Raw genomic sequence first — 23,199 nt, 5'->3', positions numbered from 1 at the left:
GCAATCGTGGCTTCACTTAAAGGGCTCAACGACGTCGTGCAGGGGGATTGCATCGAGCGGATGCGATCGATGCCGGCCGGTTCGGTCGATCTGGTGTTTGCCGATCCTCCGTTCAACATCGGCTACGAATACGACGTCTACGAGGACAAGAAAGAAGCGCACGACTATCTCGACTGGTCGAAGAAGTGGATCGGCGCGGTGCATCGCGTGCTGAAGCCGGACGGCACGTTTTGGTTGGCGATCGGCGATGAGTACGCAGCCGAGTTGAAGATCGCGAGCCAGGAGATCGGCTTCCATACTCGCAGTTGGGTAATTTGGTATTACACGTTCGGCGTGAATTGCAAGAACAAGTTCAGCCGTTCGCACGCGCACTTGTTCTACTTCGTGAAGGACCCCGCGACATTCACGTTCCGCGCCGACGAACTCGAGAATCGTGTCCCCTCGGCACGGCAACTGGTCTACGCCGACAATCGGGCGAATCCCAACGGCCGACTGCCCGACGATACCTGGGTGTTGCGCCCGCAGGACCTGGCCGAGTGTTTCACGACCGGCGAGGACACCTGGTACGTTCCGCGCGTGGCGGGCACGTTCAAGGAGCGGGCCGGCTTTCACGGCTGCCAAATGCCCGAGCAACTGCTGGGGCGGATCATTCGCCTGTGCAGTCAAGAGGGGGAAATCGTGCTCGACCCCTTTAGCGGCAGCGCCACGACGGTAGCCGTGGCGAAGAAGCTGGGTCGACGCCACATGGGCATCGACCTTTCGGCCGAATACATTACTCGCGGTCGAGCCCGGCTGGACGCGATCACAGTCGGCGGCGCGCTAGATGGCGCGCCCGAGCCGACGATGAGCGCGCCGGCCACGCCGAAGAGCGGCGCGGCGAAAAATGGGGCGACAAAAAAGCGTGCCGCACAGCCGAAGAAGGCCCGGAAGCGCGAGCGAGTTTCCTCAAATGATTGATCGGACAACGTAGCCGCCAAGCGCGACGACGCTCATCATCACAGTCCAGCCAACTTCGACACCACACATTGCCGCTGCGAACACAAGCGGAACGCAGCCAACCGGCACCAAGCAGCAGGTAATGCGTACCCACATCGGGTAACGAACTCGCGATTTTGTCGGAAGCATCTCACTTGCCCTCCGACGTGAGCAATGATAGCGCAGAGGACACTTCGGCAAGTTCCGTAACCTGCTGCTCGGCAATTCTTTGAAGAAGGATCAGGAGCACTGGGAAAGCCTGTGCTTTCTGCGCGATCGAAACCGTTGTTAGGTCGTGCGGCTCTTGTTCATCGTAATCGTCCTCAATTAACCACAAACCCCAACGCTTTCGCCTTTCGAAGGCAACCGTAATTCCGTCGCGATGCGCACGCGCTTCGACTTTTCCTGACGTTGCGTCAAGTCGCGACGCGATGGCGGCGATGATATTTGACAATTGCGACGCGCGGTCGCCCAAGATTTCACCAGTGCTCTCTATACGCTCGATGATTCCCGGAACCGAACTAAATGGGTCGGCATTGGAACTCTTGGCCATATCGGCTCCTTTGGCTTCACAGCCAGCCACAACGGCTAAAAAGGGTAGAAGGGCTTTCGCGGATCACTCCGCCAAGCCGGTCGTCTCACGACAACCAAATCAATTCTTTCAGAACGACCGACGCCCTGTCAAGCAAACTTTGCGCGATGAAGAATAGCGCGACACCGTAAACCCAGTTTTAGGGCCTTCATTCGGCTGCGTCGTTATCTTCCTCATTCTCTTCCCAAAGTTCTGACTCGTCTTCCATTCCATATTTCTTCGCGATCTCTGGATCGGTCGTCACAAGAGTCGCGTAATCGTCCGCAGTTCCCCCGTCAGGATCCAAGAAAACGCCATCGGTGCGCATCGCATCTAACTGTTCTGCCGCATCGCGAAGTATCGCAATCATCTCGTCGAGCGACTTCGCTTCGGTCGTCAGAAATTTATTGCGCCATGTCGTCACATAGCGCTTCTGGCGGCGATGAACGTCGCGCCATAATTCCGCATACTTGGCCCGGACGGACTCGCTCAGTTGAATAGCGAAGTCTTCGGGCAACGTGAGCAACTTGATGAGTTCCTGGACGTCAGCCAAATCCTTTATGCGATCGGAACCGGTCATACCCGATGCCAGCTTCAACTCGACTAAGGTGGGCAAGTTTAAGAACTTGACGCCGTCCTGCTCAACGGTGACTGATGCCGGGTCCGGAAACTGCACCTGTTGCGGCTTTCCATCGCCAGGGTAACTACCTGTCAAAAGAAACTCGATCTTGACCCCTTCTTCGGTGTCACGCAGATTCTTACTCTTCTCGAAGGGACGTTTGTACCCTAAACCTTCAAGCGCCTTATGAATGGTCTTAAGGCCTTCACGGGTGACAAGGATGTCAACATCTTCGGTAAATCGCCGATAGCCATGCTGAAACAGGGCCATGCCGCCGACAACAGCGTAAGGAACACCAAGTTCGTTAAGCCGCTTGCATATTTTGCGAAGGGCTTTTTGAACAGCACCTGTGCCCTCAAAGAATTGGCTGCCCTCACTCAAAGCCCACCTCGGATCGGCTGCTAGCCGCACTTCAAATGCGGTTGGCGGAGAGGTTCCAACGTCCGGCTTACTTGTTGAATCAACCACCTAAGCGCCTCGCGGGTCGAAAAACGCGGCCGTGGATATAATCCATTATTGTTCACCCATCAGCTATTTCCAATTACACATCCAGATTCCGCACTTCCAGGGCGTGTTTCTCGATGAATTCGCGGCGGGGTTCGACTTTATCGCCCATCAGGATGCGGAATAGTTCGTCCGCGCCTGAGACGTCGTCCATCCGCACTTGCAAGAGCGTCCGGTTGGCGGGATCCAATGTGGTATCGCGCAGCTCTTCGGCGTTCATTTCGCCCAGGCCTTTGAATCGTGTGATCGTCAGGCCGCGTTCGCCGGCCGAGCGGACGGCCGAGAGCAGGCTGCGCAGATCCTCGATGCCGATCTCGCTTTCGCCGCGACGCAGGATGTAACGCGGCTCCTCGGTGCCGGTTCGTTCCTGGGGAATCAACGACTGAATGTCGAAGCCCATCGCGGCCAGGTCAGCGAGCGCCTTATTGATCGAGCGGACCTCGTGCAGCTCCACGATGTGCAGCCGGTGCGCGGCGTCCCCGTTGGTATGCCCGGCCGCGCCGTCGACCGCTTCACCGCCGTAAGGGCGCGGACCCTTGGCGGCCGGCAGGTCGGTAACGGTCAGCTCCTTGCCGCTGGCCGCTTCGCGTTCGGCGACGAACTTGTCGAGCTCTTCGCGCGCGGCGAACCAATATTCGCCCGTGCCCAGGTAGACGTGATACATCGGCAGTCGGCCGCTGACCGGATCCTGTCGCACGGCGTGCTGACGCAGGCTGATACCGCGTCGCTCGAGCGCCACGAGCGACTCTTCGAGCGTGGCCAGCGTGCGGCAGAGCTTGGTCATCTCTGCGCCGCCGATCTTGCGATCATCGCCCGGTTCGAAGACGGCGTCCTGTTGCCCCTGCTCGAGCAACTGGCCGCGCATCTCTTCGTCGCTTTGGACGTAGTAGGTTTCCTTCTTGGTTTTAACGCGGAACAGCGGGGGCTGGGCGACGAAGACATGCCCCCCTTTCACCAGCGGATACATCTGGCGATAGAAGAACGTGAGCAACAGCGTGCGAATGTGCGAGCCGTCGACATCGGCATCGGTCATGATCACGATCTTGTTGTAGCGGCGCTTGGCGAGGTTCATTTCGTCGCCGATGCCCGAGCCGATCGCGGCGATGATGCTGCGGACTTCTTCGTTGGCCAGCACTTTGTCTTCGCGCGATTTGAAGGCGTTGATGATCTTGCCGCGCAGCGGCAGGATGGCCTGGAATTCGCGCAGACGGCCACCTTCGGCGCTGCCACCGGCCGAATCACCTTCGACCAGGTACAGCTCGCATCGCTCGACATCGCGGCTCGAGCAGTCGCGCAGCTTGCCGGGCAGGCCGCCGCCGGTGAGGGCGCCCTTGCGTTCGCGCACCATCAGTCGGGCCTTGCGGGCGCTCTCGCGCGCCTCGGCGGCCAGCAAACCTTTTTGCGCGATGATCTTGGCGGTCTTGGGGTTCTCTTCTAAGAAGCGATTGAGGAAATCACCCACCGCCGAATTGACGATCCCTTCGACCTCGCTGTTGCCGAGCTTGGTCTTGGTTTGCCCTTCGAATTGCGGTTCCGGAACGCGCAGCGAGATGACGGCCGTGAGCCCTTCACGGAAATCCTCGCCCGTGGGGGCCAGGTCCTTGAACAGATTCTCCTTTTTGCCGTAGGAGTTCAACGTGCGCGTGAGCGCCGTGCGGAAGCCGGAGAGGTGCGTGCCTCCTTCGGTGGTGGCGATGTTGTTGACGTAGGAGTGGACGTTCTCGGTGTATTCCGAGGAGTACTGCAGCGCGACCTCGAGGCCGACGCCATCGTAGTCGCCAGCGATGTAGACCACCTCGGCGTGCAGCGGCTCGGTGGCACGGTTCAGATGCGCAACGAACTCGATGATGCCGCGCTTGTACTGGAACGAGTCCCCTTCTTCGGTGCGCTGATCGGTGAACGTGATGCGCACACCGCGGTTGAGGAACGCCAATTCCTGCAACCGCTTATAGAGCGTGTTGTAGACGAATTTTTGCGTGCCGAAGATTTGCGAGTCGGGCTTGAACGTGGTCTTGGTGCCCACCTTGTCGGTGGTGCCGATGCGGCGGACCTCGGTCGTCGGTTCGCCGCGCTCGTATTCCTGCTGATAGACATGCCCGTTGCGGCGCACTTCCACCTCGCACCATTCCGAGAGGAAGTTGACGACGGTGACACCGACGCCGTGCAAACCGCCCGAGGTCTGGTAAGCCCCCTTCGAGAACTTGCCGCCGAACTTGAGCACGGTCATCACGCCCTGCAGCGTGGAAAAGCCCAGGTCCGAGTGCATCTCGACGGGGACACCGCGGCCGTCATCCTCGACCGTTACCGAGCCATCGATGTTGATCGTAACGCTCACCGTGTGAGCGTGGCCGGCCATCGCCTCGTCGATCGAGTTGTCGACGACTTCGTACACCAGGTGATGCAATCCGCGGGCGCCCGTATCGCCGATGTACATGCTGGGCCGTTCGCGAACGTGCTCGAGATCGCTGAGATGTTCGAGCTGCTCGGCGCCGTATTCGGATTCGACCTTGCGATATTCCGGCATGTCGCCAACAACGTCATCCTTGTCGGGCGAGTTCGATGCGGGTTCGTCTGACATAGCGCTATTGCTTATCCTTTCAGGGGGCATGTTCGAAGCCGTCGAGCGATGGTCCTCATTGACCGATGCGTCTCGGCAAGGCTTTGATGCCCTAGATTCTCAGCTCGTTACTCCGTGGGACCGACCCGAAAACGCAGGTCGGCAATATGTTCCTGAGGTAGTTTTTTTTGCAGGTGCGCGAGGATTGCCGCCTTTTGAAAGGTTAGCTCCTGGACCAGCGCCGAATGGGCCACGGTCACCTCTAACCGTCCCTGCCGGACCAATCCCACTCGACTGTGTTGCGCCACTAATTCTCCGGCTGCTTCCTGCCAGACGGCGGCCAGATCGGCGGTCGATTGCTGGCGCGCGTAACCGCGACGTGCCATCAGATCGGCAAGCACATTCGCGATTTTTTGAGGCCGTCCGGTCGACACCGCTTTTCACCGCGTTCCTTTTCGTCACTACCCCTGCTTTGTTTCGCTATTGTCGGACTGGTTACCGATCGCGCGCCAGCGGCATGATCACATACGAGTAACCGTCGCCGGTATGGCACACGGCCGCACTCTCGGCATCCTTCAGCTCGAGCGTGAAGGTCGCCTCGGCCTCGAGCACTTTGAGAAAGTCGTTGAAGAAACGTGGATCCAGGCTGATCGACACGGCCGCACCGTCGTAGGCGATTGGCAACTCGACCCGCGATTGACCGACTTCCGGCGCGCGGCCTGCTAATACCAGCTTTCCCTGACCGAAGGTGAAATCAACGCCACGGCTTTCTTCGCTCGTCACGATCGCAGCCTGTCGCACCGCGGAGTGGAGTGGGCCGACCGACAGCTCGATCTTGACCGCGTCCGGCCGCTTGGGAAATACGTCGCGCCACTTGGGAAAACGCCCCTCTACCAGCCGAGTGTAAAGCATGGCACGCGGACTTTTCACCAGCACTTCGTTGGCGCGGGCCGCGATATGAATCTCGGCATCCGGCTCGGTGAGGATCTTTTCGATCAGGTGCATGCTGCGGGCGGGGATGATCGTCATGTTGTCGCCGGTCGCGTGGCCGCCCACGCTTTGCGCCGGCGCTTCCATCATCGCCAGGCGGCGTCCATCGGTGCCGACGGCCGTGATCTTGTCGGCGCTCAGCTCGACGAGCACGCCACCCAGAGCGTAGCGGCTGCTTTCGTTATCGGTGGCGAATGTCGTGCGGCGAATGATCTGCGATAACACGCGGGCCGGTACGACGTGATACTTCGCCTCGTTAAAGTCGGCGATCGCGGGAAACTCGGCCGGATTTTCGGCGGGCAAGCGGAACTCGCTATGCTCGCCGCGGACCACGACCCCATTACCATCGGTTTCGATTCGCAGCACGGCATCGCCACTTTCGCGCAAGATCGATCCAAAGCGCTGGATCGGCAACACGACGCTACCGGGAGCCTCGGCCGTGACGCCGGGCACCTCGACGCGGATCCCCACTTCGAGATCCGTGGCCAGCACCATGCCTCCGGCGCTGCTGGCATCGAGCTTGACGTTTTGCAGAATCGGCTTGGGGCTGCGCGTGGGGGCTACGGCCGCCGCACTTTGAAACGCCGTTAACATCTTTTCGCGATCACATGTCAGCTTCATTTGAGTCCCGCGCTCCTGACGGGTAGGTCCTGAAATCCGTTTTTCAAAAGAATCGTTATTTGCTGTCTTAGGCTGGTGGGACACTACTCGACGTTGGCTCGCATTCCGAGTCACGAGCCCGGTAATCGAATGAGCTTGTCGAGGGAGTGCTTTTCCTATTTAGTTATTTTTTTAGTGACAGTAGTAGGAATGCTTCGCCCCTTGGCGTTGATAACTTTCTCCGTCCCTGCCTAAGCCGTGCTGGCCGTTGATTTTGTTGCGACGCGATGGCGACTCACGCCTGTTTAAAATCTGTCGAGTGGCCGTCGATAGCCGTTGCCAAGTTGCACGCAAGATGTCGACAGTTCGAGCAATGCCCCCCTCCCTGATTTCACGGCGCGCCTTTACTGCTTCGTACTGTCGACAACTCTCGACGTGTTTTCCACCACGTAGGATGTTCGTTCAATCTCCACGGAGTGCGGTCCGTAAATCATGCACCGTCTGGCGCAGCTCGGCATCGCGCGCCATTAGCTCTTCGGTCTTACGGCAGCCGTGCAATACGGTCGTATGATCGCGGCCGCCGAAATATTTTCCCACCGCCCCCAGGCTTTTGTCGGTCAATTGCCGCGCGATGAACATCGCCACGGCTCGGGCTCGGGCGATATTTTGCCGCTGCGAGGGGCCGCGCAAATCCGCTACCGCCAAGGCATAGTGCCGCGCCGTGCGCGCCGCGATATCACCCAGCGGCACCGGACGCGCCGCCGGACGGCCGGTGAGAAACGCCACGGCCCGGGCATGATCGATCAACGCCGCTGGTGCGTGAGCAGAAGCGGTGTTCGTGGGCGCTGTTAGTTCGTGCAATGCGCCGGCCAACTCGGGCATCGTGACGTCCAGATCACGGGCGAGCAGCCGTAACGCGTCATCAGTTAGCGAAATGTCCATCGCACGAGATATCGCCTCAAGCGCCACGCTGCGCGCTGCTGGACCAGGTTTTGTTAACGCAACGGTCAATCCCGCGGAAAGTCGGCTTACCAAACCTGGCAGCAGGTGCGGGATGCGCGTCGGGATGGTGCGCGCCGTAACCAATAGCCGGCCCCCCGCGTCTGCGAGTGCATCGATTGTGTGCAAAAACTCAATCTGCGCTGCGGACTTGCCGGTGAGCTCGTCGAGATTGTCGATCACCAATAGCGCCGCCCCGCGGAATGCTTCGCGCCAGGGGAGGATGTCGTGCGTTTCGACGGCCGTCGCGTAGCCGCGCGCGAAGTCGGCACCGGTTTCGCAAACCACCGACAATGCAGGATGTTGCGCGGCGAATCGCCGAGCGATGCCATGTGCCAGATGCGACTTCCCCAGGCCGGCCGCGCCGTGCAGCACTAGCGGCTGGTATGGCGTCGTGTCGCGGCCGAGAAAATCGTCGAGCGCGCACCGTAAAAGTGCGCCTTCCGTGCCCAGGAAAAACCGGCTGGCCCAGGTCGTGCCGTTGGACAATGCCAGCGCAAAACTCCCCTCGGAGAGCGGTGTCACCAGGGGGCGGTCAGGCACGTTCAAGTGGCTTATTCCAACGCGAAAATTGTCGCCGAAAAACAAGCCGTCAATCTACCAAATTTGCCCCCTGTCGGCGACCGTCGGGGGGGATTTTTTGCCCAATTTTTTGCCTCGCAACTCATTGCAAATCTTCAAGATGCGCCGGGCCGCCTCGGCCGTCTCGACGGCTGTGCTCGACGCTCCCCAACTGAAGCGCAGCGCGCTCTCGAAAACGTCGCGCGGACAATCCATCGCCAGCAGCGTTGGCGACGGTTCGGACGAGCCGCTGGCACAGGCCGAACCCGTGGAGCAACTGACCCCCGCCAAGTCGAGCGCCATGACCAACGCCTGCCGGTCCAGACCGGGAAACGAGACGTTGCTGGTTTGCGGCAATCTTACGGCACCCGCACCATTAACGACCAAGTCCGGCCAGCCGGCGCGTAGCGTGACCTCGAATTCGTCGCGCAGCGCGGTCCATTGGCCGGCGGTATTTGCCATGTTCGCCTGGCGGAACTCCAAGGCGGCCTGCATTCCGGCGGCGAGGGCCACTGGTTCGGTGCCCGGGCGGAGACCTGCCTGTTGATGGCCGCCGTGCAGCAGCGGAGCGAGCGTCACATCGTGACGCAGGACGAGAGCGCCGATGCCCGGCGGTCCGCCGAACTTATGCGCGCTCGTGGTCATCGCGGCGGCCCCCAGGGCGCCGAAGTCGACGCCGATCTTGCCGATCGCTTGGGCCGCGTCAGTGTGCAGGGGAATGCCGCGCTCGGCGCAAATCGCGGCCGCCTGTGCAACCGGCTGCACTACGCCGGTTTCGTTATTCGCCAGCATCAAGCTGACCAGCCGGGTGTCGGGGCGCAGCAGGTCGAGCAGCGCTTCGACCCGGGTGATGCCGTCCGAGGTGACGGGCAGAAGGTCCACGGTCCAGCCGCGCCGGCGCAGCTCGTCGGCCGGCCCGAGGACGCAGGGGTGCTCGATGGCCGAAACGATCAGATGTCCCGGCACCTGGCCGGCCAGGCCGAGAAGGGACAGGTTATTCGCTTCGGTACCGCCCGAGGTGAAGACGACGCGATCGGCCCGGGCGGTGTCGCAGCGGGCACCGACGAGAGTGGCAATCGCATCGCGCGCATCCTCAAGAAGCTGTCGCGCTTTGCGTCCCGCCCAATGCTGGCTCGCCGGATTCGCCACGGCCGAATCGTAGACCGCCACGATCGTCGCCGCGGCCTGCGGCAACAAGGGGGTCGTGGCATTATGGTCAAGATAGATATGTTGCGGCGCTACCGACATGGCTTAATTATAGCCGAACGTGGTCGTCGCAACGGTGCTGCCACGGCTCTAGTCGCTCGCGTGAAGTGGGAATGCGCCGGCCCGTCGCGGAGTCCCCCTGATTGCCATTGCCCCTCGTTGCGGCTGGCTTGTATTATCCGCCCACTTTTCGGGGTGATCGGTGCGTTTGGGGCATATCCAGACACGTCTTGCGCGCGGCCTTTCGGCCATGAGGCAAGCAGTAGGCCAGGGAGACGCCAGGCTGCCATGCAATCGTCGGCTGTTGTGACGCTTCGCGCGCTGGTGATGTTGGTCTGCCTGGTCGTGGTCCCATTGACTGCCATCTTCGGTTCTTCGTTGCCCCAGTTCTTCGACTCGTTGATCCAAGGGCGCGGCATTACGCGCTTCGTGGGAGAGAAGAAAGAGTCGAACGATCCGCGCACCCGAGGCGGCGACGCACCGATTTTCAGCACTCCGACGGAAACAAGCGCGCCCGACGCTGCGGCGGCCGTTCCGCCGCGCGGCCTGGATGGCACCGGATCCCTATGGGCGCCGGGGGCTATTTCGGCCGCTTCACACGAACAGCATAGTGCGGGGGGCGCCAACCGACCCCCTGACGAGCACGCGCGGACCGCCCAGTTCGATGCGGCTCCCGCGCCCATGGCCGGGTCGGCGCCGCAATTCGCTGTGCCTCAACCGGCTGCGAATGCTGCCCGTGATCCGCGTGCGGCCAGCGAGGGATTTCACGCCATCGAGCGCCGCTTGCGCGAACTGGGGGCCACGTACTACTTGTTGGAAACGTGGGGAAATGCCGGTCAGATGTACCGGTTCCATTGCAAAGTTGCGATGGAAAACAACCCGAAACAGACGCGACAATTCGACGGCACCGATGTCGAGCCGCTACGCGCCATGCGCAAAGTGCTGGATCAGGTCGAGCAGTATCGCGCGGGCGCGACTCCCTAAGCTGGCGCGGGTCTAACGCCTGTGGTTGAATGACGAAATTCAACCGGCCGGCCGATCAGGGCTTGCCAGAAGCCCATCCCTCGGCATATTTTGGCGGCAAGGACGCACAGGAAGTTGGGCCAGAGGCGGGCTTTACGAAAGCATGCCCCGCGCGGAATCACGCTCCTGAAGCATCGTCGGTGGCGCATGACGATGTGGCTGCGCGCAGCAGTCCGGTTTGCCTGATTGACGGAAGATTTTGCTGGCCGCGATACCCCCAATCCGCAAGCGCTGTTCGTAACGACCGATGGTATCGTCTCGCCCCACAGTCGGCAGTTTGCTTCGTAGCGTAGCACTGCGCTATCAGCCGCGCACGACGCACGCTTGGAACCCCCCAGTTCGGCGATCACGGTTGCCTGCGTCGACCGGCGAAAGTCCCGCCGTCTCGCCAAGAGTTTCCGGCCGCAGGAATCATGCGACGGCGATGGTCGAAGCTGTGTTATTGATCTCAAACGAACCGATTACGAATCGGCGCCTCTCTCAGGCGGCCGGGCTGGCCGATCCCACCCAAGCGCGGACCCTGGTGCGGCGGCTGAACGAAGCGTACCTTCGCGACGGCTCGCCGTTTCGCGTCGAAGAAGTGGCGGGGGGATGGCAACTAATGACCCACCAATCGTTCGGGGGGTGGTTACGTCGGTTGCATCCCTGGGGATGTGGGATCAGGCTGTCGAGCCCTGCGCTTGAGACCCTGGCGGTGGTTGCGTACCGGCAGCCGGTATTGCGCGCCGAGGTGGAGTCGATTCGCGGCGTGCAGTGCGGCGAAATGCTACGTCAGTTGATGGATCGCGATCTAGTACGTATCGTCGGCAAATCGCATGACTTGGGGCGTCCATTTTTGTATGGTACGACTCCACGGTTCCTGCGGACGTTCGGACTGCGGCACCTGGATGATTTGCCCCGGGCGCAGCAATTGCGTCCGGCGGCGGCGAACCTGTCAACGACAAGTGAAGTTATCCCCGGCGCCGGCCGGGATCAGGATTTACCCGGACCTACTTTTTGACTTGAAAGAGGAGCAACACACGTGACGATTTCCCTCGAGCACGAATTCGAAACGGATTGGCTGTCCTTGTCGGCCATGTCCGATCTTCTTGCTGTGCGCGCGGCCAAGAAGAAAGTCGAAGACGACGAGGAGCTCGATGACGAGGACGAAGAGCTCGACGACGATGATGACGAAGACGAAGACGACGACGATGAAGAAGAAGAGGACGAGGACGACGACCTAGATGAAGACGACGACGACTGGGAAGAAGTCGACGACGACGACGATGAAGATTGGGAAGACGAAGAAGAGGACGAGGACGACGACTGGGATGAAGACGAGGACGACGACGACGATGATGACGAAGAGGAAGAAGAGGAAGAAGAGGAGTGGGAAGACGACGAGTAACGCACTCGGTAGCCTGGTCTCGCGTATGCGGGCCGGGACTAGTCTTTGAGTTGGAACAGCCGCTTGAAGGCGTCCAGCAGTGTGTGCGTCATCCCCTCGGCTGCTTCGTCGCGCAGGCTTTCCAGCGGCGGGTGAAGCAGCTTGTTGATCAGCCGATCGAATGATTGGCGGACCTCTTGCTGCTGGCGGTCATTCAGGTCGGGGAGTTTATTCAGCAAGCGGCGCAATTCGTCCTGCGTTGTTTGCTGCCAGCCTTGCTTCAGCCGCTTGATGATCGGGCCCGTGGCGCGATGGTTCAGGTCGGCCATGAAACGGGCCGTTTCCTGCTCGACGATGCGGATCGCGGCCGGCCATTCTTTTTCGCGTTCGCGCCGATTGCGATCGCAGGCCTCGCGCAGGTCGTCGATCGAATATAGGTACACGCCCAGCGATTGGCCGACCAGCGGGTCGAAATCGCGCGGCATGGCCAGATCGAGAATGAATAGCGGGCGCTGATGACGCGCCGCTTCGACCGCCGCGAACGAGGACCGCGTCACGATCGGCTCGGTGGCAGCCGTGGTACTGATCACCAGGTCGGCCGCGGCCAGTTCGCGAGTCAGCTCTTCCCAACGCGCGGCGCGCCCACCCCAGGTCTGTGCCAGTTGCTCGGCGCGCTCGAAGCTGCGATTCAACACGTGGACGTCGCGGGCGCCTTCGTCCTGCAAATAGCGGAGCGTCTCCTCGGCCATTTCCCCAGCCCCCAGCACTAGCACGCGCTTGTCGTCGAAGCGCTCGAAAATCTGCTTCGCGAAATCGGCGATCGCGACGCTGGGAATGCTGACGCGCTTTTCGTTGATCGAGGTCTCGCTGGTAACCCGCTTTGCCACGCGCAGCGCCGCCTGGAATACCTGGTTCGTCAGCGGGCCGGTGCTGTCGCGCTCGCAGGCCAACTCATAGGCTTGCTTGATCTGTGCCACGATGTGCGGCTCGCCCACGACCATGCTGTCCAGGCTGGCGGCCACATGGAACAGATGCCGTACGACGTCCTCGCCGGTCCGCTCGAAGAGATCGTCGAAGATGTCCGACAGGTTCAAGCCGTGGAAGTCGGCCAGAAACTCCGCAACTTCCTGATGCGATGGCACGCCGGTCGGCACGTCGCAGGCGGTGTAAATCTCGACCCGGTTGCAGGTCGACAGCACGACCGCCTCGGCGGCGGGGAAGCGCTCGCGAAAATCGGCCAGCGCCGTGCGGGCCTGCTCGATACTGAACGCCAGCCGGCCGCGCGTTTCGACAGACGCCGTGTGATGGCTCAGCCCGCAAATCTGGTACTTCATGCGGAGCGCTCCGCATGAGGAGTGGCGAAGTCAGGATCAAGATCAAGCTGAAAGACGTCCCACAAAACCCCCTCTCCCTCTGGGAGAGGCCGGGTGAGGGTCTTCGCGCACGCAAATTGTCTTACGGACGATGTCCGGATCGCCGGTGCGTGCGACACCGAGAGGGCTTGCGGTTTCGCTCCTTCGCGCGCCGGCGAGTGGGCGCTAGGCAGGAACAGCCTCAGCCCGAGTGCCAGCAGCAGAAACAGGAAGCTGGCCACGGTCAGGTATGCGACCTTGCGTCCTTGTCGAGCTGGCCGGTAGAGCACGCCGAAAATGGCCGCCGTGGCGAGCCACGCCAAGAGCAGGCTCGACGTCCAGATCACGGGATCGCTCCACGGCAGCTCGTCAACTTCCAGCCGATGGTTGACCAGGTTCAACACCGTGCCGGAAAGGAACCCCGCGGCCAGCATCAAGGCCGAGATCACAATGGCCCGGCTGTTGATATGGTCGAGCCATTCCAGGTTCGGCAGCCGCAGCCCTTGCGACGGCAATTGCTTGTGCTTCAGCCGGTACGACTGCAGCAGGTACATCACGCCGGCCACGAAGCCGACCATCACGGCCACGGTTCCCAGCAGGATAAAGACGCCGTGAATCGAGCCCCAGATTTGCGAGGCGCGCGTTTCGGCGAACGGTTCGTGGCTGGCAAAAAATTGCGCCACACCGACTAGCGCGAGGACCAGCGGCAAAATGAACAAGCCTACCGCCGTGCGCGGATGGTAGAAGGACAGGTACAGGTAAGTGGCCGCCAGAACCCAGGCCGCCACGAGAAACCAGTCGAAGGGGCTCGACAGTGGTGTGGTCGTGGCGGTCGCCGCGCGGTAGCCGAGAAAAAGCGTGTGGGCCAACAAGCCGGCCGCGGCGAAGACGACCAACAGCGCCCCGCGCACACCGCTGCGGAAGAAAAGGCGCGAGAGTTCAAGCGCGAAGGCGACCGCGTAACTGGCCCCGAAGCAGAGTGTGCTGATTCCCGCGAGCATGGCCACCTTAGCCGGCCGTGTGATGTGGTAGGTCGAAGCTTTGGTCGGCGACGGCTTCTTGGCCCGGGGGACGAAATCTTCTGAAAAGGGACTCGGCAGGCTATGCCCTTGGGGACCGCGAATTCCGAGAGGGGCGTGCGTCGCGTAACTATATATTCCAGGCTACGTTTCGACGGTTCGGATGTCCACCCGCCCGGCCGGGCGGAAACGGGCATTCCGACGGAAAAAGAGGGGCCAAATGCTTTAACCGGCACGCCGGGGCGATCGACCGGCCGGACCTGGACAGGTCCAGCATGCTTATCCGCCGGTGGCGGAAAGGCCTGGCACCGAGCGGGTGAGGCCGGACTTTGATCGTCGGCTCAACGTCTAGCCCCCCTCACGCTAACCTCTCCCCCGCGGGGGAGAGGGGTAAGAGAAGACAATGCGTCGTGCGCGTGACATGCATTCCGGCACGCGCGAAGAGGCTATCAGTCAGCGCCGAATAGCTCGCCCATTTTTGCGGCGCGGAAGTCGAAGATCTGTTTCAGCGAACGTCGCACGGCGAGTGCGTGCGCGATTCGTCCGAGCGGTCCCCACGGCATTTCGTAATCGACGTGGTCGCTGACCCAGGTCCCGCCCTGCGCTTCTTCGAAGCGATGCTCGTGATGCCAGCGGCGATAAGGCCCCGTCAGTTGCACATCGACAAAGCGCGATTCCGGCTCGAACTGTTCGATCAGCGTCTGCCAATGAAAGCGGATGCCGAACAGCTTTAATTCGTAATCGATCAACGTGCCGGGGCGCATCGCTATCGGGCGCGGCGTGAGAATATGAAATGCGAGAAACTCGGGGGTCAGCGATTCGAGATTGGCCGCGTCGGAGAAGAACGCGAAGACTTCACTGCGCGGCCGTGGCACGAACTGTCGTCGCTCGATCCGGCCGACGTAATTGCCGAACACGCCACCGCCCGGCATTACGACACCTTGGCCGGCGTGGGCGCGTGAGCTGGCCGATGTTCGACAACGGCGCGCAAAGCTTCGGCCAATGACGTGTAGTGAAAATCATAGCCGGCGCGCTGCGCTACCTTGGGCAGCACACGTTGCGATCCGAGCAACACTTCGGAGAATCCTCCCACAGCCAGCCGTAGCGCCAGGGCCGGCACGGGAAAAATCGCCGGGCGATGCAGTACGCCAGCGAGCACGCGGGTGAACTCGCGATTGGTCACCGGGTCGGGCGAGACCGTGTTTACAGGGCCGCGATATTGTTCTTCATGGGCCGCGGCGAGCAGGATGCCGACGACATCGTCGATGTGTATCCAGGACATCCACTGCCGGCCGTTTCCCAGCCGTCCGCCGGCGCCGAGTTTGAAGGGAAGCAGCATCTTGGCCAATGCGCCCCCTTCGCCCAGCACAATGCCGAAGCGTGTGCAGGCGACGCGCACGCCCAGTTTTTCGGCCGCACGTGCTTCGGTTTCCCACTCACGGCAAACTTCGGCCAGAAAGTCGCGAGCCGGCGGCGAGGACTCGTCGAGAGTTTCATCACCGCGCGATCCGTAGTACCCAATCGCAGAGGCCGAGACCAGCACAGGGGGTCGTTCGTCGAGCGCTTCGATTCCTAGGACGAGATTTCGCGTGCCGATGACCCGGCTATCGCGAATTCGTTGTTTCTTGGTGGCTGACCAGCGCCCCTCGCCAACTGGTTCTCCCGCCAGGTTGAAGACGGCGTCCACGCCTGCGAAGGCATCCGCAGGAGGAGGGCCGGTGAGCGGATCCCAATAATGGTGCGTGGCCCTGGGGATTTTCTCGCGCGCCTGCTGTGGGTTGCGCGACAGCACGACCGGCTCGGCGATCTCGGCAACCAGCCGGCGTCCGATGAAACCCGTGGCACCTGTGATGAGAGCTCGCATCGCGTTACCTCGCACGTCACGTTGTGGCGTTTGGCTGTGAGAGAAACTGAATCAGCATGCACATCTAGTGCCGTAACTCGAAGGCCCCTGGGGAATTATACGTTGTTCGCTGCAAGTAAGCGGCATCCGTCGGACCGTACCGCTAGCGGGAGTTCCGCGAAGCTTGCATGAATAACCGAGCCTGAACGTCGCGATTAACGGGCGCAAGATGTGATGACCTGGGCCGCGGTTTAGGAAGGCCAAAAACCAGGGGATCATGCCCTGCTTTTCGTTCGTATTATTCGTTCGAGTCGTGGTTAAAAATGCGTAGTTCACCGCTGACTATCCGCGGGGCGGGCAAAGTCCCGGCATGACGGCGTGACCTATATTTTCGCTGTCCCGCGGCTGCTGACAGCAGACATTCGGCCCCGATATACTGGGGGCGCAATGTCTGTTCCCGCCTCGCTGACACGGCCCCGCATTCCTACCTTCAGGCCTGAGATGACCATGCAACGTTTCACCGTCGTGCTGCTGACGATCTTCTGTGGTTCGCTGAACGGTTCTAAGGCCACGGCGCTTGGCGCCGAGTTCAAGGCTCCGGCTGCGGTCGCCGCGGCATCGAAGGCCGACTGGCCGTCGTTCCGCGGCCCGTCGCAAAACGGCGTCGCCAGTCCCGATCAGCAACCGCCGCTGACGTGGAGCGAAACCGACAACGTGTTGTGGAAAGCGCCCGTTCCCGGCCGGGGTCATGCCTCGCCGACGGTCTACGGCGATCGCGTTTTTCTGGCCACAGCAGATGAAGCGCTAGAGCTGCAGTCTGTATTGTGTTTCGACCGTCGCACGGGTGATGCCAAGTGGAAGATCGACGTCCACACCGGCGGCATGGATCATCACGGGCATAAGAAGAGTTCGCAAGCCTCGGCCACCGTGGCCTGCGATGGCGAGCGGGTGTTCGCGAATTTCGTTCATGACGGCGGCGTCTATACCACGGCGCTCGACCTCGAGGGGCGGCAACTGTGGCAGACGCGCCTCTCGGACTTCGTAACGCATCAGGGATTTGGTTCGTCGCCCACGATTTATCAATCGCTGCTGCTGGTCGCGACGGACAATAAAGCCGGCGGTGTCGTGGCCGCGCTCGATCGCGCGACGGGCAAGGTCGTGTGGCAGCATGAACGGCCCAAGCAACCGAACTACACGTCACCTGTGGTGTTGAACGTGGCCGGCCGGCCGCAATTGCTGTTGGCCGGTTGCGATCACATGTCGAGCTTCGACCCGCAGTCCGGCAAACAATTGTGGGAGATCGAAAACTCAACCACCGAATGCGTCGGAGCGATTGTCACCGATGGGCAACTCGTCTTCGCCAGCGGCGGCTATCCGAAGAAGCTGACCGTTGCCGTGCGGGCTGATGGCTCGGACCAGGTGGCCTGGGAGAACACGACGCAGACATACGTCCCTTCGATGGTCGTGCATAAAGATTATCTGTACACCGTCACCGATGCGGGCATCGTTTATTGCTGGAAGGCCGCGACCGGCGAGGAGCAATGGAAGACGCGCCTCGGGGGCACATTCAATGCGTCGCCCGTGCTGGTGGGCGAGCTGTTGTTCGCGACCGATCAAGAAGGAAAGACCACGATTTTCAAAGCCAGCCCCACGGGGTTCGAGTCAGTCGGCGAGAACCACCTGGGCGAGGATGTCTATGCCACGCCGGTCTTCGTCGGCGGGCAGATCTTCATGCGCGTCGCGCACGGCAGCGGCGACGCGCGGCGAGAGTGGCTGTACTGCCTAGGGGCGAAGAAGTCTTAGAGAGCGACGCCACTAAGCTGCTACCGAAGCAGGTTCACCGGCGGTACGCGTTTGCCGGTCGTCAGATCGATTTGAAAGTCTGCAGGCTCTGCATCTTTGGGAAAAGATCTACCTGTACGAAAATCGTAAATGACGATCGTCTTCCATGGAAACTCTGGCTTCCATCGGTATTGCACGAGCGCGATATCGCCTGGGAATTCAAAGCTTTGAAAATTGTCGGCCGTTACATCAAATGGCAACCGTTCGCCTCCGCAAGAATACTCGGGCGATACCAGCTTCCGACCGTCGTACGCTTCGTAATCTATAGTGTATTCGAGTTCCATCATGAAGTCCGTATACCGCATAATGATCGAACGATCTTTCGAATAATGGAAAGCGCATATGCGGTCATTGCGCGCCCATTGAATGACTAGACTGATGCCAATCATCACAACCGCAAGAACAACCGTTCCCAGTATGTGGCGTTTAAGGAACGTAAGAACGTGCGCGAGAAAGAATCGCATGTGAGCTTCAGCCGATGTCGAATGGGATTGATCAGCGGACCGGCAAGGGCGAACGCCACGGTTCTCATCGCTCGCCGCCAGTCACTTCAACTCTTCAAAGTACTTGAAGCCGAAGCGGCGCCCCTTGCGGAAGGCAATCGGCGAGAGCTCTGGATCGGCCGGTCCGAAGCCGCCCGGCTTGAGACCATCGTCGGTCACGGGAATGCCGACGAATAATAGCCCGGGCATACCGCGACGCGTGATGTAGAGAAACGGCACCTTTGATTTTGGGTCGGGAGTCTTGGTCGCGGGATCGATGTGCAGCAAAAGGTCGCCGCCGCGCGTTCCTTCGGCTTGCAAGGCTTCGACCGTGATGTCGTCGGAACTCATCTTCCAGCGCTCGGGCGCCAGCTCCCACACCGACAGGCCGATACCGCGCAGGACGTAGTAGCGACCATCTTTGTCGGTGTACTCGGTGGCCATCAGGTCGAAGCCTTCGCGAAAGGCCCAGGCCACAATGTCATCCATGTGCGATTCAATCAGGTCGGCATCGCGCCATTTCTTGGGAAGACCTGTCGCGCGGCCGGTATCGAGATCGAAGAAGATTTCCTTGGCGTTCGGCTCGAGCACCGATTGTAGAAGCCAGCCGCTTGCTCCGCCGCTGATCTTATAGCGAGCGCCGGGGGGCGGAGATTCGATAACGTCTGCGGGCACGTTCAGCGGCGGAAGATTGACGCGGGCGTAAGCAGGATCGGGCGTAAATTCCTGGGCATGTTCGTCCCACCATTCGGCCCAGCGCGCGGCCTCGCGATCGAACAACTCACGTTTCATGCGGCGCTGCGAATCCAAGCCATCCAGGAACATATGGTACAGGTCCTCCTCGCCAAACTCTTGGCCTGAGAGTTTTCGAAGCGCGCCGAAGATCTCGCGCACAGGGCGGCCGAAGCCGTAGCGATTCCCTTTATTGTCGCCGTTGAGGTCGTATTGCCGCGCCCAATCGGCCAACCGTTGGTCATCGGCCTTCAGCCCCATGTCCGAGCCGGGGGGAAGCAGAGTCTTTGGGATAGCGCGGATCAGCGCGGGAATGGCACGCGGATCGTTGATCGCCCGCAGGGTGAAACCGCAGCAGCGCAGCATCATGTCATCAGTCGTGACGTCGAGTTCGGCAATTAAATCAGGGACGGCGTCGGGACCAAGGTCGGCCAGGCTTTTGAGCGTGAGTAACCAATCATCATGAAACCGATCAGGCCCATGATTCTGTTCGTCGAGTTTGTCGAGCAGTTTGCCGGCAGGGGTCGCGGGGCGTGCATGCTCAGCCTCGATAGGCTTCGTGTCACTGGCGCGCGACGCTTGCGAGAATCCCAACCCCACAGACGTGAACGCGAAGGCGGCACTTAAAACAAGAATGAGAATGGTGCGCATGATTCGTACCGCTATGGACGGGATAACAACACGCTGGTTATACCTTCGGCGCTGCATCGGGCAGACGCTCGAATAGTTGTAACGAGAACGGTTTTGTTTGCGGCCATCGCTTCATTTGACGCCTGAACGGGCGAACAATCAACACGTGACGGCAATCCCGACGAGCCGCGTTCGAACAACCGAGCGTTGCTACTCGGCCTTTAGTAAAAACGTGCGTGCCGTGCCGTCGGCGCTTCCGATAGCGATACGTTTACCATCCGGGGAGAAACGGACGGCCTCGATCCGTTGCAACGCGCCATTCTTCTTCAGCGCGAGTAGCTTTCCACTCATATCGTGAATGGCCAGGTCGTTTTCGCTTCCCCCGACGGCGATATGGCCATGTACGAAGTCGACATCCAGCGCGACGTGAATCTGTGACATGAAGCTTGCTTTTTCGACGTCATCATGAATATCGACAATGGAAATAGTGCTGCCCAACAGCCAGGCCCCATTTGTGGCGACCACCAGGGTGCGATCGCCGTCGAAACGGGCGTCACTGAGATGCTCGGTATCGGTCTCGATCACATCACGATCTTCGCCGATTTTGAAGATCTCACGATTCGCCTGACAATCCCAGATGCGAACGTTGTTGCTGTGCGAATTAACAGTGACCAGGTAGCGTCCCGTAGAATCGAAGCTGGCCTTATTCACAAAACCTTCAACCGTAGCGCGGCCGGTCAATCGCAAATCGACGTTAAAGAGTAGTCCTAGGCTACCAGGCTGATTAAAGTCCTTTCCGAAGTCTGTGATCAGCAGCCTGCCGCCGCGCGGTGAGCAGGCGATAGCTGTCGACATGACATATGCTTTTCCGGCACGTTTGCCGATGTCCTTGTCGGTGTATTTGGCGATGGGCTTTCCGTCGGCCAGGCGATACACGTTTAGCCGATGACCTTCCTCCAGCACAAAGACCTTGCCGGCCGCTTCATCGATCGCTAGCGAACCGACGGAGCTTGCGAGCGACACAAACCACAATCGCTCGCGCGTCTCAGGATCGTAACAACGGACGAAGCCGGCACCACCGGCGCACACGAGCTTGCTGCCCGCCCATTCGACAGAATTGACGTATGTCCGGGGATGCGATTGCCTTTCAGGAACGGGCGTGCCAAGAACTGCATCCGGCACAAGGTCGAGCGCAAGCGCATTGTCGCAGCAGGATAAGAACAACGCGATTGCGAGCAGAAGCAGTTTCATAAACACTCTCGGCGAGCATTTAGTAGCACGCGAACGATGATCACGCCAAATATCGTAGCAAGCGCGCACTTTGCTGTCTCCCGTGTACGAGTGCATGCGCGCGTTGGTTCGTACGACAGAGGCTCTTTTGATTCTTATTTTTTTCTTTGGCGCGTCGCTCGCGCCCGGCTGCAGAACTGCCGAGATTTTTCTTCCTTTCGCCGAATGACATCGATACGATGAACGTCGTAGTCGGAGATTATATGGGTTAAAAACCCCTGCATGTCGTACGGCATCTCGTTCTTTGCACGCTCGTGCATCGGGTAAGAGAGGGCTCTCATGCGAACGTGGTTGCGTGAACTGGATCGGATTCTGCGCGGCGATGCCACCAGGCTAGCCGCACTCGAACGCGGCAGCGTCGAGGTCTCGATCGGCGGACTATGTGTCGTGATCGCGCTGTTGGGGATGATCTACGGCGCGTGCATGGGGACGTTCGCTCTCGCTCGCGACGGAGGGCCCGTCTACATTCAGACCTTCGCGAGCATGCTGAAGGTGCCGGCGCTATTCTTTCTGACGCTATTGGTCACGTTTCCCTCGTTGTATGTGTTCAACGCGCTGGTCGGTTCGCGACTGGGGCTGGCCGCGGTGCTGCGTCTGCTGATCGCGTCGCTGGGAGTGAACTTGGCGGTGCTGGCTTCGCTAGGACCGATCGTGGCGTTCTTTTCGGCCAGCACTACCAGTTACGCCTTTATGGTGCTTTTGAATGTGCTGGTGTTCTCGATCGCCGGCGTGTTGGGGCTGAGCTTTCTGCTGCAGACGTTGCACAGGTTGACGGTCGCCCAACAAGAAGCCGATACCGCCGCGCGTATCGCGCAGGCCCGGGCTATGCTGCCACCTGCGCCGGCAGACCGGCCGGCGGATCCCGCTGCTGGCGAAGAACCTGCCTCGGTCGAGATCGCGCCCGAGCAAGGCGCACTCGATCGTTTAGAGGAGTACGCGCTGACGGCGCAGGTGAAGACGGTCTTTCGCTGCTGGGTCATCGTGTTCGGATTGGTGGGCGCGCAGATGGGTTGGGTGATGCGCCCCTTCATCGGTAGCCCGTCGCAACCGTTCACCTGGTTCCGCACCCGCGAATCGAATTTCCTAGAAGCGATCTTCCAAACGTTCCTGAATCTGTTCTCGTAAGCTCGGCATCCGTGATTTTATCGGGCGATTCGAAAAGGCGAAAATGACGGGCCTACTGTTACGTGCCGATGACGTCTTGCGACGGGCTGCGTGGACGACCCGCGCAGACCGCCCATGGCTCGCGATGCGCGATCTTCTAGCATGCGTAATGGTCTTCGGCATGTTCTATGGCGCGGTGATGGGGACGTTCGGCGGTGTTAGCGGCGACCGTCCCTGGCAGGTTCTGTATTCGGCTGTGAAGGTGCCGCTGCTCTTGCTCGTGACATTTACGATCAGCTTGCCGAGCTTTTTCGTTCTGAACACGTTGTTCGGTTTGCGGCGCGATGTCGGCGACGCGGTCCGTGCGGTGGTAGCGGCGCAAGCCGGCCTAGCAATCATTCTGGGCTCGCTCGCTCCGTTCACCATGTTATGGTACGTGTCGTCGAGCGGTTACCAGGCGGCCATCCTCTTTAATGCGGTGATGTTCGCCGTTGCCAGCCTGGCTGGGCAAGGTTTACTGCGCGGGTTGTACCGCCCATTGATCGCACGCAGTGAAAAGCACCGCTTCATGCTGCGCGCGTGGTTGGTGGTATATGCGTTCGTCGGCATTCAAATGGCCTGGGTCCTTCGCCCCTTCGTTGGTTCTCCCACGACTCCCGTCCAGTTCTTTCGCGAAGATAGCTGGGACAACGCTTATATGGTCGTGGTCAACCTGATCTGGAATGTCTTTGCCCGCTGACGGCTGATGCAGTAGACAAGCGGAGCTGCTTGGCATTTCGAAGCAGCGCGATGGTTGGTCAAGAGGCGCAGAAATTCAACGCCAGCGACATCGTGCTGAAGCCGTCGCCGGGTGATCCGGCAAACGGATGAAAGCCAGTCGGCACATTCGTTGGACAAAGGAACGATCTTCATGGGCCTTGACGAGGAGGCGGTG

Annotated in this window: 21 protein-coding genes; 7 read left to right on the top strand and 14 right to left on the bottom strand. The window is 60.5% G+C overall.

Annotated elements, in window-relative coordinates:
- Positions 1-6 precede the first annotated feature (6 nt).
- A complete protein-coding gene (locus VGN12_25830; protein ID HEY4312897.1) occupies positions 7-957 on the top strand; it encodes a site-specific DNA-methyltransferase in 951 nt (316 codons plus the stop codon).
- Positions 958-1,126: 169 nt separating this feature from the next.
- Here the strand turns inward: VGN12_25830 and VGN12_25825 are convergent, their stop codons facing one another.
- The 7 genes from VGN12_25825 to VGN12_25795 all read right to left on the bottom strand — a co-directional run bounded on the left by VGN12_25825 (position 1,127) and on the right by VGN12_25795 (position 9,624).
- Complete coding sequence (locus tag VGN12_25825; GenBank protein ID HEY4312896.1) at positions 1,127-1,528, bottom strand: hypothetical protein; 402 nt, start codon at positions 1,526-1,528, stop codon at positions 1,127-1,129.
- A gap of 187 nt (positions 1,529-1,715) precedes the next feature.
- Positions 1,716-2,633 carry a nucleotidyltransferase family protein gene (locus VGN12_25820; GenBank protein HEY4312895.1) on the bottom strand — a complete coding sequence of 306 codons (918 nt, stop codon included), beginning with the start codon at positions 2,631-2,633 and terminating at the stop codon, positions 1,716-1,718.
- 73 nt (positions 2,634-2,706) lie between these two features.
- Complete coding sequence (locus VGN12_25815) at positions 2,707-5,247, bottom strand: DNA gyrase subunit B (GenBank protein ID HEY4312894.1); 2,541 nt, start codon at positions 5,245-5,247, stop codon at positions 2,707-2,709.
- A gap of 107 nt (positions 5,248-5,354) precedes the next feature.
- Entirely contained in the window at positions 5,355-5,660 is a 306-nt protein-coding gene (locus VGN12_25810; GenBank protein HEY4312893.1) for a DUF721 domain-containing protein, read from the bottom strand.
- Between the two features lie 61 nt (positions 5,661-5,721).
- Positions 5,722-6,837 carry a DNA polymerase III subunit beta gene (dnaN, locus tag VGN12_25805; GenBank protein HEY4312892.1) on the bottom strand — a complete coding sequence of 372 codons (1,116 nt, stop codon included), beginning with the start codon at positions 6,835-6,837 and terminating at the stop codon, positions 5,722-5,724.
- A 441-nt stretch (positions 6,838-7,278) separates the two neighbouring features.
- On the bottom strand, positions 7,279-8,358 hold the full coding sequence (locus VGN12_25800; GenBank protein ID HEY4312891.1) for a DnaA/Hda family protein: 1,080 nt from the start codon (positions 8,356-8,358) through the stop codon (positions 7,279-7,281).
- Positions 8,359-8,412: 54 nt separating this feature from the next.
- A complete protein-coding gene (locus VGN12_25795) occupies positions 8,413-9,624 on the bottom strand; it encodes a cysteine desulfurase family protein (protein ID HEY4312890.1) in 1,212 nt (403 codons plus the stop codon).
- Between the two features lie 246 nt (positions 9,625-9,870).
- On the opposite strand from VGN12_25795, the gene VGN12_25790 reads away from it, so the two are divergent.
- The 3 genes from VGN12_25790 (at position 9,871) to VGN12_25780 (ending at position 11,992) form a co-directional block, all read left to right on the top strand.
- A complete protein-coding gene (locus VGN12_25790; GenBank protein HEY4312889.1) occupies positions 9,871-10,566 on the top strand; it encodes a hypothetical protein in 696 nt (231 codons plus the stop codon).
- A 463-nt stretch (positions 10,567-11,029) separates the two neighbouring features.
- Positions 11,030-11,605: an SMC-Scp complex subunit ScpB gene (gene scpB, locus VGN12_25785; protein ID HEY4312888.1), complete on the top strand. Its 576-nt coding sequence runs from the start codon at positions 11,030-11,032 to the stop codon at positions 11,603-11,605.
- Between the two features lie 66 nt (positions 11,606-11,671).
- A complete protein-coding gene (locus tag VGN12_25780) occupies positions 11,672-11,992 on the top strand; it encodes a hypothetical protein (protein HEY4312887.1) in 321 nt (106 codons plus the stop codon).
- Between the two features lie 38 nt (positions 11,993-12,030).
- Here VGN12_25780 and hemA read toward each other — a convergent pair whose 3' ends face one another.
- The 4 genes from hemA to VGN12_25760 form a co-directional block, all read right to left on the bottom strand.
- Complete coding sequence (hemA, locus tag VGN12_25775) at positions 12,031-13,305, bottom strand: glutamyl-tRNA reductase (protein ID HEY4312886.1); 1,275 nt, start codon at positions 13,303-13,305, stop codon at positions 12,031-12,033.
- Positions 13,302-14,324: a cytochrome c biogenesis protein CcsA gene (gene ccsA, locus VGN12_25770; GenBank protein HEY4312885.1), complete on the bottom strand. Its 1,023-nt coding sequence runs from the start codon at positions 14,322-14,324 to the stop codon at positions 13,302-13,304. The genes hemA and ccsA overlap by 4 nt, the downstream gene beginning before the upstream one ends.
- Positions 14,325-14,791: 467 nt before the next feature.
- Positions 14,792-15,274, bottom strand: a complete 483-nt coding sequence (locus tag VGN12_25765; protein HEY4312884.1) for an SRPBCC family protein — start codon at positions 15,272-15,274, stop codon at positions 14,792-14,794.
- Positions 15,274-16,206, bottom strand: coding sequence for a TIGR01777 family oxidoreductase (locus VGN12_25760; GenBank protein HEY4312883.1), 933 nt, complete (start codon positions 16,204-16,206; stop codon positions 15,274-15,276). The genes VGN12_25765 and VGN12_25760 overlap by 1 nt, the downstream gene beginning before the upstream one ends.
- A 486-nt stretch (positions 16,207-16,692) precedes the next feature.
- Between VGN12_25760 and VGN12_25755 the strand changes: the two genes are divergently transcribed.
- Positions 16,693-17,988, top strand: coding sequence for a PQQ-binding-like beta-propeller repeat protein (locus VGN12_25755; protein ID HEY4312882.1), 1,296 nt, complete (start codon positions 16,693-16,695; stop codon positions 17,986-17,988).
- A 20-nt stretch (positions 17,989-18,008) separates the two neighbouring features.
- Here the strand turns inward: VGN12_25755 and VGN12_25750 are convergent, their stop codons facing one another.
- The 3 genes from VGN12_25750 to VGN12_25740 all read right to left on the bottom strand — a co-directional run bounded on the left by VGN12_25750 (position 18,009) and on the right by VGN12_25740 (position 21,122).
- Positions 18,009-18,491: a hypothetical protein gene (locus VGN12_25750; protein HEY4312881.1), complete on the bottom strand. Its 483-nt coding sequence runs from the start codon at positions 18,489-18,491 to the stop codon at positions 18,009-18,011.
- Between the two features lie 81 nt (positions 18,492-18,572).
- The gene (locus VGN12_25745; GenBank protein HEY4312880.1) at positions 18,573-19,892 is read right to left on the bottom strand and encodes a hypothetical protein; all 1,320 of its coding nucleotides are present in this window, start codon (positions 19,890-19,892) and stop codon (positions 18,573-18,575) included.
- A gap of 189 nt (positions 19,893-20,081) precedes the next feature.
- The gene (locus VGN12_25740; GenBank protein ID HEY4312879.1) at positions 20,082-21,122 is read right to left on the bottom strand and encodes a hypothetical protein; all 1,041 of its coding nucleotides are present in this window, start codon (positions 21,120-21,122) and stop codon (positions 20,082-20,084) included.
- A 318-nt stretch (positions 21,123-21,440) separates the two neighbouring features.
- Here VGN12_25740 and VGN12_25735 point away from each other — a divergent pair, with 318 nt between their 5' ends.
- Together VGN12_25735 and VGN12_25730 are read left to right on the top strand one after the other, a co-directional pair.
- Positions 21,441-22,286 (top strand): hypothetical protein, encoded by an 846-nt coding sequence (locus VGN12_25735; protein ID HEY4312878.1) that lies wholly within the window; start codon positions 21,441-21,443, stop codon positions 22,284-22,286.
- A gap of 43 nt (positions 22,287-22,329) precedes the next feature.
- Complete coding sequence (locus VGN12_25730) at positions 22,330-23,004, top strand: hypothetical protein (protein ID HEY4312877.1); 675 nt, start codon at positions 22,330-22,332, stop codon at positions 23,002-23,004.
- Positions 23,005-23,199 lie beyond the last annotated feature (195 nt).

Source organism: Pirellulales bacterium, assembly GCA_036499395.1.
Lineage (GTDB): Bacteria > Planctomycetota > Planctomycetia > Pirellulales > JACPPG01 > JACPPG01.
This window is presented reverse-complemented; position numbering and strand designations above follow the sequence as displayed.

Coding starts and splice junctions, on each gene's coding strand:
- VGN12_25825 (HEY4312896.1), bottom strand. CDS start 1,528: ATGGCCAAGAGTTCCAATGCCGACCCATTTAGTTCGGTTCCGGGAATC.
- VGN12_25815 (HEY4312894.1), bottom strand. CDS start 5,247: ATGTCAGACGAACCCGCATCGAACTCGCCCGACAAGGATGACGTTGTT.
- dnaN (HEY4312892.1), bottom strand. CDS start 6,837: ATGAAGCTGACATGTGATCGCGAAAAGATGTTAACGGCGTTTCAAAGT.
- VGN12_25795 (HEY4312890.1), bottom strand. CDS start 9,624: ATGTCGGTAGCGCCGCAACATATCTATCTTGACCATAATGCCACGACC.
- VGN12_25790 (HEY4312889.1), top strand. CDS start 9,871: ATGCAATCGTCGGCTGTTGTGACGCTTCGCGCGCTGGTGATGTTGGTC.
- scpB (HEY4312888.1), top strand. CDS start 11,030: ATGGTCGAAGCTGTGTTATTGATCTCAAACGAACCGATTACGAATCGG.
- hemA (HEY4312886.1), bottom strand. CDS start 13,305: ATGAAGTACCAGATTTGCGGGCTGAGCCATCACACGGCGTCTGTCGAA.
- ccsA (HEY4312885.1), bottom strand. CDS start 14,324: ATGCTCGCGGGAATCAGCACACTCTGCTTCGGGGCCAGTTACGCGGTC.
- VGN12_25765 (HEY4312884.1), bottom strand. CDS start 15,274: ATGCCGGGCGGTGGCGTGTTCGGCAATTACGTCGGCCGGATCGAGCGA.
- VGN12_25760 (HEY4312883.1), bottom strand. CDS start 16,206: ATGCGAGCTCTCATCACAGGTGCCACGGGTTTCATCGGACGCCGGCTG.
- VGN12_25755 (HEY4312882.1), top strand. CDS start 16,693: ATGCAACGTTTCACCGTCGTGCTGCTGACGATCTTCTGTGGTTCGCTG.
- VGN12_25750 (HEY4312881.1), bottom strand. CDS start 18,491: ATGCGATTCTTTCTCGCGCACGTTCTTACGTTCCTTAAACGCCACATA.
- VGN12_25745 (HEY4312880.1), bottom strand. CDS start 19,892: ATGCGCACCATTCTCATTCTTGTTTTAAGTGCCGCCTTCGCGTTCACG.
- VGN12_25740 (HEY4312879.1), bottom strand. CDS start 21,122: ATGAAACTGCTTCTGCTCGCAATCGCGTTGTTCTTATCCTGCTGCGAC.
- VGN12_25735 (HEY4312878.1), top strand. CDS start 21,441: ATGCGAACGTGGTTGCGTGAACTGGATCGGATTCTGCGCGGCGATGCC.
- VGN12_25730 (HEY4312877.1), top strand. CDS start 22,330: ATGACGGGCCTACTGTTACGTGCCGATGACGTCTTGCGACGGGCTGCG.